Origin of the sequence: Streptomyces aurantiacus (assembly GCF_027107535.1) — a bacterium.
Taxonomy (GTDB): domain Bacteria; phylum Actinomycetota; class Actinomycetes; order Streptomycetales; family Streptomycetaceae; genus Streptomyces.
Map to the genome: position 1 here is coordinate 7,612,143 of NZ_CP114283.1, position 13,391 is coordinate 7,625,533.

Sequence of the window (13,391 nt, forward strand, 5' to 3'; positions counted from 1 at the left end):
GCCCGTCGGGCGGCGGGGCGGCGCCGCTGGTGGGTGTGGGGGCGGTACGCGGGTACCGTGATCAAGGGCCTGCCGCCCTTTTCGTTCGAACGAGCCCTCCGAGGACGTCTGCCGTGCCGTTCACCCTGCCGTCGCGCACCCCTTCGGGGCCGCGCCGAAGGAGCCTGCTCGCCGGGGCCGCCGGTGCGGGCACCGCGCTGCTCGCCGGCTGCTCCGCCTCCGGCTCCCCCTCCGAGACCACCAAGGGCAGCACGGCCGCCGCCGTGCGGGCACGCGCGCGTGCGGCCCGCGACAGCGAGCGGCTCGCGCAGCGGTACGAGGCCGTGCTCGCCGTGCATCCCACGCTGACCGGTCGTCTGTCACCGCTGCTGGCGGAGGTCGTCCGGCACGCCGAGGCGTTCGGGGGCGGCGAGCGGGCCTCGGACGCGGCGTCCGCGTCGAGGTCCGCGTCGACGCCCCCCTCCCCGGGCACTTCCCCCTCCCCCGAGGTACCGGTGGTGGAGAAGGACGCCCTCACCGGGCTCGCCGCGGCCGAGCGCGAGGTCTCGGACCGGCGCACGAAGGCGCTCATGGAGGTGCCGGGAGAGCTGGCCCGGCTGCTGGCGTCGGTGGCGGCGGCTGGTGCGGTGCACGCGTTTTTGCTGACGGAGGACGAGAAGTGAGCGGTTCCGGCAGAGCCCGGGTGGAAGCGAAGGCGTCGGCGGAGCTGAAGGCCGTACAGGCCGCGCTCGGGGCCGAGCACGCCGCCGTGTACGGCTACGGAGTCGTGGGCGGCAGGATCATCGAGGCTCGGCGGACCGAGGCGCGGGCCGCGTACGACGCGCACCGGGCACGCCGGGACGAGCTGACGCGGGACGTGCGCGACCTGGGTGGGAAGCCCGAGCCGGCGGCGGCCGCCTACGCGCTTCCGTTCCCGGTGACGGACTCGGACTCGGCGGTGCGGCTCGCCGCCGAACTGGAGGACCGCGTGGCCGGGGTGTACTCCGATCTCGTCCGGGCCGCCGACGGTGGCCGGCGGCGCGCGGCGGCGGGCGCCCTGCGGGAAGCGGCGGTGCGGGCGGTGCGCTGGCGCGGCGAGAGCGTAGCCTTCCCTGGTCTCGCCGAGCGGTCGGCCACGTCCACCGCGTCGGCGACCGGGACCGGGTGACGCATACAGGAAGGAAACGACTCGCGCATGGCTTTCGAACCGCCGCAGCGTCTCGTCAAGGCGCTCGGCGAGGCGGCACCGGGCGCTGACGACTGGCTGGAGGAGCTGCCACAGGCGGCCCAACAGGCCGTCGCGCTACGCGAGTCGACCGTGGAGCGTGTGCAGGTTCCCGGCGGACGCAGCAGCCTGGTGGTCCTCGTCCGGCTGCCGGACGGCACTCCCGCCGTCCTGAAGCTCGCTCCGCGCCGCGCCCGCCCCGAGAGCGAACGGGCCGCGCTGGCGCACTGGGACGGCCTGGGCGCGGTACGCCTCCTGGAGCCGGCCGGCGCCGAGGGCGTCCTGCTGCTGGAGCGGCTGCATCCCGATGTGTCGGTGCGGTCGCTGCCGGAGGCCAAGTCGATGCTGGAGGCGGCGGGGGCGCTGCGCAGGCTGTGGGTCGAGCCGCCGGCCGGGCATGTCTTCGAGACGGTGGCCGAGCGGACCGGGCGGCAGGCCGGGGCGATGCGGGCGGGCGCCGACGCGGAGGCGATGCCCCTGGTGGACGCGGCTCTCGCGGTCCGCGAGGAGCTGCTGGCGTCCGCGCCCGCGGCCCACCTGCTGCACGGCACCTTCCGCCAGAGCAAGGTCCTGGCCGGCGAGCGGAGCCCGTGGCTGGCCGTCGGTCCCGACCCGGTGGTCGGCGAGTGCGCCTTCGACCTGGCTCGGCTGGTCCGTGACCGGGTCGAGGACCTGATCGCCTCGCCGTCCGGTGCGGCGACCACCCGTCGCCGGGTGAAGCGCCTCGCGGAGTCCCTGGACGTGGACCAGGAGCGGCTGCGCGGCTGGACCCTGTTCCGGGCCGTGGAATCGGGCGTACGGGCCCGGCGCGTGGGCCGGGCGCGGGACGCCGAGCTGCTGCTGGAGTTCGCCGACTGGCTGTAGGCCCTGCCGGCCCGGGGGCCGCCCGCTCAGGGGCGGCCCCCGGGCGCCGGGGTCACTTCGCCGTCAGACGGGCGATGGCCTCGTCCACCGTCAGCTCCTCGCGCTCACCGGTGCGGCGGTCCTTCAGCTCCAGGACGCCGTCGGCCGAACGCCGGCCGGCCACCAGGATCTTCGGTACGCCGATGAGCTCGGCGTCCGTGAACTTCACGCCGGGCGACACACCCGCGCGGTCGTCCACGAGGACGCGTACGCCCGCCGCGCCCAGCTTCTCCGAGACGTCGAGCGCCAGCTCGGTCTGGAGGGCCTTGCCCGCCGCGACGACGTGGACGTCGGCCGGGGCGATCTCGGCGGGCCAGACCAGGCCCTGTTCGTCGGCGTGCTGCTCGGCGAGCGCTGCGACGGCGCGCGAGACACCGATGCCGTACGAGCCCATGGTGACGCGGACGGGCTTGCCCTGCTGGCCGAGGACGTCGAGCTGGAGGGCGTCGGCGTACTTGCGGCCGAGCTGGAAGATGTGGCCGATCTCGATGGCGCGGTCCAGCTTGAGGCCGGTGCCGCAGGACGGGCAGGGGTCGCCCTCGCGTACGACGACCGCGTCCACGTACGTGTCGACCTCGAAGTCACGGCCCGCGACGACGTTCTTCGCGTGCACGCCCTCCTTGTTGGCGCCGGTGATCCAGGCGGTGCCGGGAGCGACGCGCGGGTCGGCGAGGTAGCGGACCTTCTCCAGGCCCTGCGGGCCGACGTATCCGCGTACGAGGTCGTCGCGGCCCGTGAAGTCCTCGGCCGTGACGAGTTCGACGGCGGCGGGGGCGAAGTGCGCCTCCACCTTGTCCATGTCGACCTCGCGGTCGCCGGGCACGCCGATGGCCACGATCTCGCCGTCCACCTTGACCAGCAGGTTCTTCAGGGTGGCGGAGGCGGGCACGTCCAGGTACGCGGCGAGCGTCTCGATGGTCGGGGTCTCGGGGGTGGGGATCTCTTCGAGAGCGGGGACGGCCGATCCGTCCACCGGCTGAAGCGCGTACGTGATCGCCTCGGTGTTGGCCGCGTAGTCGCAGTTCGGGCAGTCGGCGAAGGTGTCCTCGCCGGCCGCGGCCGGAGCGAGGAACTCCTCGGACTTGGAGCCGCCCATGGCGCCCGCGGTGGCCGCGCAGATGCGGTAGTCCAGACCGAGGCGCGCGAAGATCTTCTGGTACGCCTCGCGGTGCAGGGCGTACGACTGGGCCAGGCCCTCGTCCTCGGTGTCGAAGGAGTACGAGTCCTTCATCAGGAACTCGCGGCCGCGCAGGATGCCGGCGCGCGGGCGGGCCTCGTCGCGGTACTTGTTCTGGATCTGGTAGAGGATGACGGGCAGGTCCTTGTAGGACGTGCACTGGTCCTTGACCAGGAGGGTGAAGATCTCCTCGTGGGTGGGGCCGAGGAGGTAGTCGCCGCCCTTGCGGTCGTTCAGGCGGAACAGTTCGGGGCCGTACTCCTCCCAGCGGCCGGTCGCCTCGTAGGGCTCCTTCGGCAGCAGGGCGGGCAGCGTGACCTCCTGGGCGCCGATGGCGTCCATCTCCTCGCGGACCACCCTCTCCACGTTGGCCAGGACCTTCTTGCCCAGCGGCAGCCAGGACCACAGGCCGGCTGCGGTGCGGCGCACGTAGCCGGCGCGCACCAGCAGTTTGTGGCTGAGCACCTCGGCGTCCGCCGGGTCGTCACGCAGTGTCTTGACCATCAAACGGGACATGCGCTGGACCTGGGCCATGGTTCTCGACTCCTGCTGCGTAAGGGTGATGGCTAAGCCGTGCCGGGCGGTGCGGGGGGCGTGCCCCACTTCCCCGGGGACCGCTTAGGAGGTTAGCCGGGGGTCCGCCGTCGCCGGAAATCGATTGTCGGCGGCCGGGGGCCTCAGGGGCGCCGCAGGGGCAGCGGGGCGCCCATCACCGCGTACGGCTTCGGTGCGCTGGGGAACAGGACCTGCCTGGCCAGGTCCTCGTAGCCGAGCGAGCGGTACAGGCCGCGGGCCGGGCTCTCCGTGTCGATGGCCGAGAGGATCGAACGCGGTTCGGTGGCGCTGTCCGTGATGGTGGTGATCAGGGCGCGGCCGATCCCGCGGTTCTGGAAGTCGGGGTGGACGTGCAGTTCGGTGATCACGAAGGAGTGGTCCAGCCAGTCGTCGTACCCCTGGCCTCGCAGGTACGGCTCGACGACGGTGGACCACCAGTGCGTACGGTCGTTGGGCATGCCGTAGACGAAGCCGGCGAGCCGTCCGTCACCGGCGCCGGTCGCGCCGAGCGCGCGGGCGCCGGGGAAGGTGAGGTGACGCAGCACGATCTGGCGTCGTACGGCGATCTCGTCCGCGCCGAGTCCGAAGGCCACGGCCTGGACGGTCAGCGCCTCGTCGATCCGGGCGGCCAGGTCCAGCGGGCCGATGACGACATCGTCGGGCGTCAGGGGGCCCTGACCGGGGAAGGACAGCATGCCCGGAGACTACCCGGGCGTATTCGTCCGGGGGCGTGGCGGACCGAGGGTTGTCCTGTTGGCGCGGGTCCGCGGTGGCCGGTAGTGCCCGTGCGGCCGAGCCGCGGAGGTCACGGCTCCTCCCCCCCGGCGGGGACCGCACTCCTCAGAAGAGGATGCTCATGAAGGCGCCGACCTCCTGGAAGCCCACTCTGCGGTAGGTGGCCCGGGCGGCCGTGTTGAAGTCGTTGACGTAGAGGCTGACGACCGGGGCGACGTCCGCGAGGGCGTAGCGCAGGACGGCCGCCATGCCGGGGGCCGCGAAGCCCTGGCCGCGGTACTCGGGGGCGACCCAGACACCCTGGATCTGGCAGGCCTTCGAGGTCGCGGCGCCGATCTCCGCCTTGAAGACGACTCGGCCGTCGCGGTCGAGACGGGCGAACGAGCGTCCGGAGCCGACGAGTTCGGCGACCCTCGCCTGGTAGAGGAGACCGCCGTCGCCCGCGAGCGGGGAGACGCCGACCTCCTCGGTGAACATCGCCACGCACGCCGGCATGATCGCCTCCATCTCGTCCTTGCGGATGCGGCGGACGTACGGATCCGGGGCGATGTCGGAGGGGAGCCGGTCGGCGACCATCAGGGGCTGGTGCGGCCGGATCTCACGGGCGGGGCCCCAGTTCGGTTCGAGGAGGCGCCAGAGCTGGGCCGTGGCCTCGGAGGAGCCGACGATGGAGGAACAGCGGCGGCCCGCCCTGCGGGCGCGGTCCGCGAAGGCCCGTACGGCACGGGGGGTCGCGCAGATCGGGACGAGGTTCGCGCCGGCGTAGCAGAGGGACGTGAGCATGCCGTCCTCGTACCAGCCCCACATCTCGCCGCCGAGGCGCCAGGGGTCCAGGCCCGCGACCTGTACACGGGAGGACACGAAGGCGTTCGCGACCGGCTCGCGGTCGAGGACGGCGAGTGCGGCGTCCAGGTCACTCGGCTCGAGGACCCTGGTGGTCGTCTGCGTCAACACGTACGGGGCCTTCACCATCAGGTCTGCTGATCTCCGCACTGTACCTGGGGAAAATGTGCCACGCCGCACAGTGGCTCCGGGGAGGTTCTTCTCCGCCCCGCCGCCGCTTCCTGGCGCGGCCCCGGGGGTCACGCCACCGGGCCCCGCCGGTACGCGCACGCGCTCGTCCCGGAGCGCCGGACGGGCTGGATCCTTCAGCCCGTCCGGAGTGGGAGGACCGTGAGGTCAGCCCGCCACCGACACCGAGGGCTCGCCGGAGGCGATTCCGTCCGCCTCCATCTGCTCGGCGATCTTCATCGCCTCCTCGATCAGCGTCTCGACGATCTTCGACTCGGGGACGGTCTTGATGACCTCGCCCTTGACGAAGATCTGGCCCTTGCCGTTGCCGGAGGCGACACCGAGGTCGGCCTCGCGGGCCTCGCCCGGTCCGTTCACCACGCAGCCCATGACCGCGACGCGGAGCGGCACCTCCATGCCCTCCAGACCCGCGGTGACCTCTTCGGCCAGCTTGTAGACGTCGACCTGGGCGCGCCCGCAGGACGGGCAGGAGACGATCTCCAGGCGGCGCTGCTTGAGGTTCAGCGACTCCAGGATCTGCATGCCGACCTTGATCTCCTCGACCGGCGGGGCCGAGAGGGAGACGCGGATGGTGTCGCCGATGCCCTCGGAGAGCAGCGCGCCGAAGGCCACCGCGGACTTGATCGTGCCCTGGAAGGCGGGGCCCGCCTCGGTCACGCCGAGGTGCAGGGGGTAGTCGCACGCGGCGGCCAGCTGGCGGTAGGCGTTGACCATGACGACCGGGTCGTTGTGCTTGACCGAGATCTTGATGTCCTGGAAGCCGTGCTCCTCGAAGAGCGAGGCCTCCCACAGCGCCGACTCGACCAGCGCCTCGGGCGTCGCCTTTCCGTACTTCTGGAGCAGGCGCCGGTCGAGCGAACCGGCGTTGACGCCGATGCGGATCGGCGTGCCGGTGTCCTTGGCGGCCCGCGCGATCTCCTTGACCTGGTCGTCGAACTGCTTGATGTTGCCGGGGTTCACGCGGACCGCGGCGCAGCCGGCCTCGATCGCGGCGAACACGTACTTCGGCTGGAAGTGGATGTCCGCGATCACCGGGAGCTGCGACTTGCGGGCGATGGTGGCGAGCGCGTCGGCGTCGTCCTGCGTGGGGCACGCCACCCGCACGATCTGGCAGCCGGCCGCGGTCAGTTCGGCGATCTGCTGGAGGGTGGCGCCGACGTCGGACGTACGCGTCGTCGTCATCGACTGCACCGAGACGGGTGCGTCTCCGCCCACCGCCACGGTTCCGACCTGGATCTGCCGGCTCTTGCGGCGCTCGGCGAGCTTGGTCGGGACGGACGGCATGCCGAGTGAAATCGCAGTCATCTGCTGTGCAACCCCAAGGTAAGGATTCGGTCGGTCCCGAAAGCTGACGGGCTCCAGTCATCGAGATTACGGCACCCCCGCAGACGGGAGCACATCACGCAGGCAGGTCCACCCATAGGAGGACGGCCGGGCATGCAGCATGCCCGGCCGTCGTGAACTGCGTACGGCTAGGAGATTCTCACCGGATTGACCACGTCGGCGATCAGCACCAGGATCGTGAAGCAGATGAAGATTCCGGCCACCACGTAGGCGACGGGCATCAGCTTGGCCACGTCGAACGGACCGGGGTCCGGCCGCCGCAGTACCTTCGCCGCGTTGCGCCTCAGCGACTCCCACAGGGCGCCCGCGATGTGCCCGCCGTCGAGCGGGAGCAGCGGGAGCATGTTGAAGAGGAACAGGGAGAGGTTGAAGCCCGCGACGAGGAACAGCATCATCGCGATCTGGTTCTCCGGCGGGATGTCGAGCGTGAAGACCTCGCCGCCGACGCGGGCCGCGCCGACCACGCCCATCGGTGAGTCCGCCTCGCGCTCGCCGTCGCCGAAGGCCGCGTCCCACAGGGCGGGGACCTTGGACGGCAGGGCGATCAGCGACTCGACGCCGTTCTGCATCATGTCGCCCATGCGGTCCACGGACTGCCCGAACGACTGCTGCACGATGCCGGAGGCGGGCGTGAAGCCGAGGAAGCCGGCGTACACGTACTTGCCCTCGACGTAGCCGCCGTCGCCGTCCGTCTTGCTGACCTGGTTGCGGATCAGGTGGGCGGACAGGTCGAGTTGCTTGCCGTCGCGCTCGACGGTGAGGGTGACGTCCTTGCCGGGGTTGGCGCGGATGTCGGACTGGAGGGCGGACCAGTCGGTGACCTTCTTGCCGTCGAACGCGACGATCTTGTCACCGCCCTGGAGTCCGGCGGCCTTGGCGGGCGCCGCCGTGTCGCTCTTCCGGCACTCCGAGCGGTTCTCGCTCTGCTCGATGACGCAGTCGGAGACCTTGCCGACCGTGGTGGTCTGCGTCTGGATGCCGAAGGTCATCATCACGCCGAGGAAGATCGCGACGGCCAGGATCAGGTTCATGAAGGGGCCGGCGAACATCACGATCACGCGCTTCCACGGCTTGCGCGTGTAGAAGAGGCGTTTCTCGTCGCCCGGCTGGAGCTCCTCGAAGGACTGGGCCCTCGCGTCCTCGATCATGCCGCGCCACGGTGAGGTGGAGCGGGCCTCGATCTTGCCGTCCGGACCGGGCGGGAACATGCCGATCATGCGGATGTAGCCGCCGAGCGGAATCGCCTTGATCCCGTACTCCGTGTCGCCCTTCCTGCGCGAGAAGATCGTCGGACCGAAGCCGACCATGTACTGCGGCACGCGGATGCCGAAGAGCTTCGCCGTGGAGAGATGTCCCAGCTCGTGCCAGGCGATCGAGAAGAGCAGGCCGATCGCGAAGACGACTATGCCGAGGATCATCATCAGGGTCGTCATGCACGAGCCTCCGCCGTTGTCATGGCTGTCGTCCGAGCTGTTGTCCGGGCTGTCGCCCGCGCTGTCAGTTCGCGGGCCCGGGCGCGCGCCCAGGTCTCCGCTTCGAGGACGTCCGGGACGGTGAGCGAGGTTCCCGTACGGGGTGTGCCGTGCTCGGCGACGACCTCCGTGACGGTCTCCATGATCCCGGGATACGGCAGTGAGCCGTTCAGGAACGCGTCCACGCACTCCTCGTTGGCCGCATTGAACACCGCGGGAGCCGTGCCCGCGAGCTCCCCGACGTGCCGGGCGAGCCCCACGGCCGGAAACGCGTCGGTGTCGAGGGGGAAGAACTCCCAGCTCGACGCCTTCGACCAGTCGAAGGCGGGCGCCGCGTCGGGGACGCGCTCGGGCCAGCCCAGACCGATGGCGATCGGCCCGCGCATGTCGGGGGGCGTCGCCTGGGCCATCGTCGATCCGTCCGTGAACTCCACCATCGAGTGGACATACGACTGCGGGTGCACGACCACCTCAATCCGCTCGAAGGGAATGTCGTAGAGGAGGTGCGCCTCGATGACTTCGAGCCCCTTGTTGACGAGGGTCGAGGAGTTGACGGTGATGACCGGGCCCATGGCCCAGGTGGGGTGGGCGAGGGCGTCCGCGGGGGTGACGGCGGCAAGCTCGGCCTTCGTACGTCCCCGGAAGGGGCCGCCGGAAGCGGTGACGACCAGCTTGCGTACGTCGGCCCTGGTGCCCGAGGCCAGCGCCTGGAACAGGGCCGCGTGCTCGGAGTCGACGGGGATGATCTGGCCCGGCGCGGCCAGCGCCTTCACCAGGGGGCCGCCGACGATGAGCGACTCCTTGTTGGCGAGCGCGAGGGTGCGGCCCGCTTCCAGGGCGGCGAGCGTGGGGGCGAGGCCGATCGAGCCGGTGATGCCGTTCAGGACGGTGTGGCCCGCGGAGGCGGCGAGGTGGGTGGCGGCGTCCGCTCCGGCGAGGAGCTCGGGCAGGGCCTCCCCCGGCCCGTACCGGGCGGACAGGGCCTCGCGCAGTGCCGGTACGGCGTCCTCGCGGGCCACGGCGACGGTCTTGACGCGGAGCCGGTGCGCCTGCTCCGCCAGAAGCTCCACCCTCCCGCCCGCCGCGGAGAGACCGGTCACCCGGAACCGGTCGGGATTGCGCAGCACGAGGTCGATGGCCTGGGTGCCGATCGATCCGGTGGATCCGAGGATCACGACGTCCCGTACTCCGTGCACGGGATCGAAGACTAGATGCGGATCGGCGAGGGGGGCTGGACTGTCGCTCATCCCTCCATTGTTGCCGCAACACCGCACCGACGGGACAGGGGCGTCCCGCGAGTGCCTCGTAAGGGTCACGGAGGGTCCCCTTCGGGGGTGCGGGGAACCGCGCGGCCGGCGGCCCGGCACGACCCGCGCGCGCCCGCCGCGCCGCAGGGCGCCGCGGTGGGCGGACCGCCCGGCGCGCGATGTTCCCCCGTTCGCCGTGCCGCCGCTCGCCGCACGACGTCGGTGCGGTGAGCGGCGGCACGGGGCCGGGGACGGCGGCGCCTCCCGGGGGAGGGTCAGCGGACGGGCCGGTGGACGTTCTCCCGTTCGGTCGCTCCCGGTGTCGCGTCGGCGATCCACGGACCTTCGCCGGACGGGTCGACGACTCCCTCCTCCAGCCAGGTGTAGGCGCCGCCGAGGACGCCCTTGACCACCTTGCGGTCGAGATCGTCGGTGTTGGACCACAGCCGGCCGAAGAGCTCCTCCACCCGGACGCGGGACTGGCTGCAGAAGGCGTCGGCGAGCTGGTACGCCTCCCGGCCGTGCGCCTCGGTCGAGCGCAGGAGTTCGGCGCGGACACAGGCGGCGCTCATCGCGAACAGCTCGGCGCCGATGTCGACGATCCGGCCGAGGAAGCCCTGCTTGGTCTCCATCCGGCCCTGCCAGCGGGACATGGCGTAGAAGGTGGACCGGGCGAGCTTGCGGGCGGAGCGCTCCACGTACCGGAGGTGGCCGGACAGGTCGACGTGTCCGGCCGGATGGAAGTCCCCGTAGGAACGCGGCAGTTGACCGGGGCCCGCGATCAGTTTCGGGAGCCACTTGGCGTAGAACACGCCGGCGTTCGCGCCCGCCTTCGCCTTGTCCGAGAGGGACTTCTCCGGGTCGATGAGGTCGCCGGCCACGGAGAGGTGGGCGTCGACCGCCTCCCGCGCGATCAGCAGGTGCATGATCTCCGTCGAGCCCTCGAAGATGCGGTTGATGCGCAGGTCGCGCAGGATCTGCTCGGCGGGGACGGCCCGTTCGCCGCGGGCCGCGAGGGAGTCGGCGGTCTCGAAGCCGCGTCCGCCGCGGATCTGGACCAGCTCGTCGGCCATCAGCCAGGCCATCTCGGAGCCGTACAGCTTGGCGAGGGCGGCCTCGATGCGGATGTCGTTGCGGTTCTCGTCGGCCATCTGCGACGACAGGTCGAGGACGGCCTCCAGGGCGAACGTGGTCGCCGCGATGAAGGAGATCTTCGCGCCCACGGCCTCGTGGTGGGCCACCGGCTTGCCCCACTGCTCCCGCACGGACGACCACTCGCGGGCGATCTTCAGACACCACTTGCCGGCGCCGACGCACATGGCGGGCAGCGAGAGCCGTCCGGTGTTGAGCGTGGTGAGGGCGATCTTGAGCCCGGCGCCCTCCGGTCCGATGCGGTTCGCGGCGGGCACCCGGACCTGGTGGAAGCGGGTGACCCCGTTCTCCAGACCGCGCAGCCCCATGAACGCGTTGCGGTTCTCGACCGTGACGCCCTCCGACGCGGCCTCCACGACGAAGGCGGTGATGCCGCCCTTGTGGCCCTCGGACTTCGGCACGCGCGCCATCACGACCAGCAGGTCCGCGACGACACCGTTGGTCGTCCAGAGTTTCACCCCGTCGAGGACGTAGTCGTCGCCGTCGGGTACCGCGCTGGTGGCCAGGCGCGCCGGGTCGGAGCCCACGTCGGGCTCGGTGAGCAGGAAGGCGGAGATGTCGGTACGGGCCAGGCGCGGGAGGAAGGCGTCCTTCTGCTCCTGGGTGCCGAAGAGCTTCAGCGGCTGCGGTACGCCGATCGACTGATGCGCGGAGAGCAGCGCGCCGATCGCCGGGTTCGCGGAGCCGACCAGGGCCAGCGCCTTGTTGTAGTAGACCTGCGTCAGGCCCAGGCCGCCGTACTTCGTGTCGATCTTCATGCCGAGGGCGCCGAGCTCCTTGAGCCCGTTGATCACCTCGTCGGGGATCCGCGCCTCGCGCTCGATGAGCGCTGAGTCGATCTTGGTCTCGCAGAAGTCGCGCAGTCTGGCGAGGAACTCCTCGCCGCGCCGCGCGTCCTCGTCGGGGGGCATCGGGTGGGGGTGGATGAGGTCGAGCCGGAAGCGGCCGAGGAACAGCTCCTTGGCGAAACTGGGTTTGCGCCAGTCCTGCTCTCGCGCGGCCTCGGCGACCTGTCGGGCCTCGCGTTCGGAGACAGCGGGCTGGTGGGGTGTTGCGGACAAGAGGCTCACCTCGCCGCGAATAGGGATCTTGGTCCGTTCCGTTACTCACCGGTGCTACTCGATCGTATGTACCCGATTCCGGACCCACCCACCAGTCCTCGCGCACCATTCGGCCCACTCCACGGACGTGCCCGCGCCGGGATCCGGAGGGCAGGCCCGCAGGGCCGCCCGACAGGGGCGCGCGGAACGGCGCGCCAAGCCCCCGCCCGCCCGCACCCGCGCATCAGGCCCTTCTCCCGCCCCGGTGGGAGCCCTCGCGCGACCGACGGAGTCGAAGCGCTTCGACAACCTATGGACACCCACTCGCCGTCAAGCTACTGTCGAGCCACCCTCACTCGCCCTTGTCCGTAACGCGCACTGTCGAAGCGCTTCACACAATGCTTGGAGAGCTGGATGGTCACCCTCGCCGAGGTCGCCCAGCATGCCGGAGTATCGGCGAGCACGGTGAGCTATGTCCTCAGCGGCAAGCGGTCCATCTCCGTGGACACCCGCCAGCGGGTCGAGCAGAGCATCCAGGAGCTCGGGTACCACCCCAACGCGGGAGCCCGGGCGCTGGCAAGCAACCGGTCCAACATCATCGCGCTGATGATCCCGCTCCGCACCGACATGTACGTACCCGTGATGATGGAGATCGCCATCGCGGTGACGACCGCGGCGCGCACCCACGGGTACGACGTGCTGCTGCTCACCGGCGAGGAGGGCCCCGACGCCGTGCGCCGGGTCACCGGGAGCGGGCTCGCCGACGCGATGATCCTGATGGACGTCGAGCTCGACGACGAGCGGCTGCCGCTGCTGCGCGGCACCGACCAGCCGTCCGTCCTCATCGGGCTCCCCGCCGACACCAGCGGCCTGACCTGCGTGGATCTCGACTTCCGTGCGACGGGCGCGCTGTGCGCCGAGCATCTCGCGATGCTCGGTCACCGTGACATCGCTGTCATCGGCGAGGCTCCCGCGGTCTACGAGCGGCACACGGGCTTCGCCGAGCGCACGCTCGACGGACTCCGCTCCCGGTCGCGGGAGCTCGGCCTGCGGGTGCTCCACCGCCCGTGCGAGGGCGGCTTCGACGCCATGTCACTGACCCTGGCCCGGGTCTTCGACGAGCGCCCCGGCACCACGGGCTTCGTCGTGCAGAACGAGTCCGCCGTCGAGCCGCTGCTCGCGCTGCTGCGCAGGCAGGGCCGGGCGGTGCCGGAGGACGTGTCGGTGATCGCGATCTGCCCGGACCAGGTCGCCGTCCAGGCGTCGGTGCGGCTGACCTCGGTGGCCATCCCCGCCCAGGAGATGGGCCGCAACGCGGTGGAGCAGCTGATCGCCAAGCTGGAGGGGCACGGCAAGGACGAAGTCGTGCTCATCGCACCCGAGTTGACGGTCCGGGCGAGCACGGGTCCGGCTCCCGCCGCTTCCTGACCTCACCACACCACCCCATCTCCCGTACACATGAGGGGAGTTGGGGAACCCCGCCTGTCCCGGCCGGCCGTGCCGCCGGGTCCTGTCGCCACTCCTTCCTTC

At 71.4% G+C, this 13,391-nt stretch carries 11 protein-coding genes; 4 read left to right on the forward strand and 7 right to left on the reverse strand.

Features of this window, described 5'->3' with window-relative positions:
• Positions 1-113 precede the first annotated feature (113 nt).
• From O1Q96_RS35570 to O1Q96_RS35580, 3 genes are read left to right on the forward strand one after another with little or no spacing between them, the layout of a single operon-like run.
• Positions 114-662: a hypothetical protein gene (locus O1Q96_RS35570; protein ID WP_269252062.1), complete on the forward strand. Its 549-nt coding sequence runs from the start codon at positions 114-116 to the stop codon at positions 660-662.
• Positions 659-1,147 carry a ferritin-like domain-containing protein gene (locus O1Q96_RS35575; RefSeq protein ID WP_269252063.1) on the forward strand — a complete coding sequence of 163 codons (489 nt, stop codon included), beginning with the start codon at positions 659-661 and terminating at the stop codon, positions 1,145-1,147. The genes O1Q96_RS35570 and O1Q96_RS35575 overlap by 4 nt, the downstream gene beginning before the upstream one ends.
• 27 nt (positions 1,148-1,174) lie before the next feature.
• The gene (locus tag O1Q96_RS35580; RefSeq protein ID WP_269252064.1) at positions 1,175-2,068 is read left to right on the forward strand and encodes an aminoglycoside phosphotransferase family protein; all 894 of its coding nucleotides are present in this window, start codon (positions 1,175-1,177) and stop codon (positions 2,066-2,068) included.
• Positions 2,069-2,120: 52 nt separating this feature from the next.
• Here the strand turns inward: O1Q96_RS35580 and O1Q96_RS35585 are convergent, their stop codons facing one another.
• From O1Q96_RS35585 to O1Q96_RS35615, 7 genes are all read right to left on the reverse strand, one after another.
• On the reverse strand, positions 2,121-3,818 hold the full coding sequence (locus O1Q96_RS35585; RefSeq protein ID WP_269252065.1) for a proline--tRNA ligase: 1,698 nt from the start codon (positions 3,816-3,818) through the stop codon (positions 2,121-2,123).
• A 143-nt stretch (positions 3,819-3,961) separates the two neighbouring features.
• Complete coding sequence (locus O1Q96_RS35590; RefSeq protein WP_269252066.1) at positions 3,962-4,534, reverse strand: GNAT family N-acetyltransferase; 573 nt, start codon at positions 4,532-4,534, stop codon at positions 3,962-3,964.
• A gap of 145 nt (positions 4,535-4,679) precedes the next feature.
• Complete coding sequence (locus O1Q96_RS35595; RefSeq protein ID WP_269253861.1) at positions 4,680-5,528, reverse strand: GNAT family N-acetyltransferase; 849 nt, start codon at positions 5,526-5,528, stop codon at positions 4,680-4,682.
• A gap of 225 nt (positions 5,529-5,753) precedes the next feature.
• Positions 5,754-6,911: a flavodoxin-dependent (E)-4-hydroxy-3-methylbut-2-enyl-diphosphate synthase gene (gene ispG / locus O1Q96_RS35600; protein ID WP_269252067.1), complete on the reverse strand. Its 1,158-nt coding sequence runs from the start codon at positions 6,909-6,911 to the stop codon at positions 5,754-5,756.
• Positions 6,912-7,078: 167 nt separating this feature from the next.
• Positions 7,079-8,383 (reverse strand): M50 family metallopeptidase, encoded by a 1,305-nt coding sequence (locus O1Q96_RS35605; protein ID WP_269252068.1) that lies wholly within the window; start codon positions 8,381-8,383, stop codon positions 7,079-7,081.
• Positions 8,380-9,669, reverse strand: a complete 1,290-nt coding sequence (gene dxr / locus O1Q96_RS35610) for a 1-deoxy-D-xylulose-5-phosphate reductoisomerase (RefSeq protein ID WP_269252069.1) — start codon at positions 9,667-9,669, stop codon at positions 8,380-8,382. The genes O1Q96_RS35605 and dxr overlap by 4 nt, the downstream gene beginning before the upstream one ends.
• 275 nt (positions 9,670-9,944) lie before the next feature.
• A complete protein-coding gene (locus tag O1Q96_RS35615; RefSeq protein ID WP_419587001.1) occupies positions 9,945-11,891 on the reverse strand; it encodes an acyl-CoA dehydrogenase family protein in 1,947 nt (648 codons plus the stop codon).
• 384 nt (positions 11,892-12,275) lie between these two features.
• Between O1Q96_RS35615 and O1Q96_RS35620 the strand changes: the two genes are divergently transcribed.
• Complete coding sequence (locus tag O1Q96_RS35620) at positions 12,276-13,289, forward strand: LacI family DNA-binding transcriptional regulator (RefSeq protein WP_269253862.1); 1,014 nt, start codon at positions 12,276-12,278, stop codon at positions 13,287-13,289.
• The last annotated feature ends 102 nt before the right edge of the window (positions 13,290-13,391 follow it).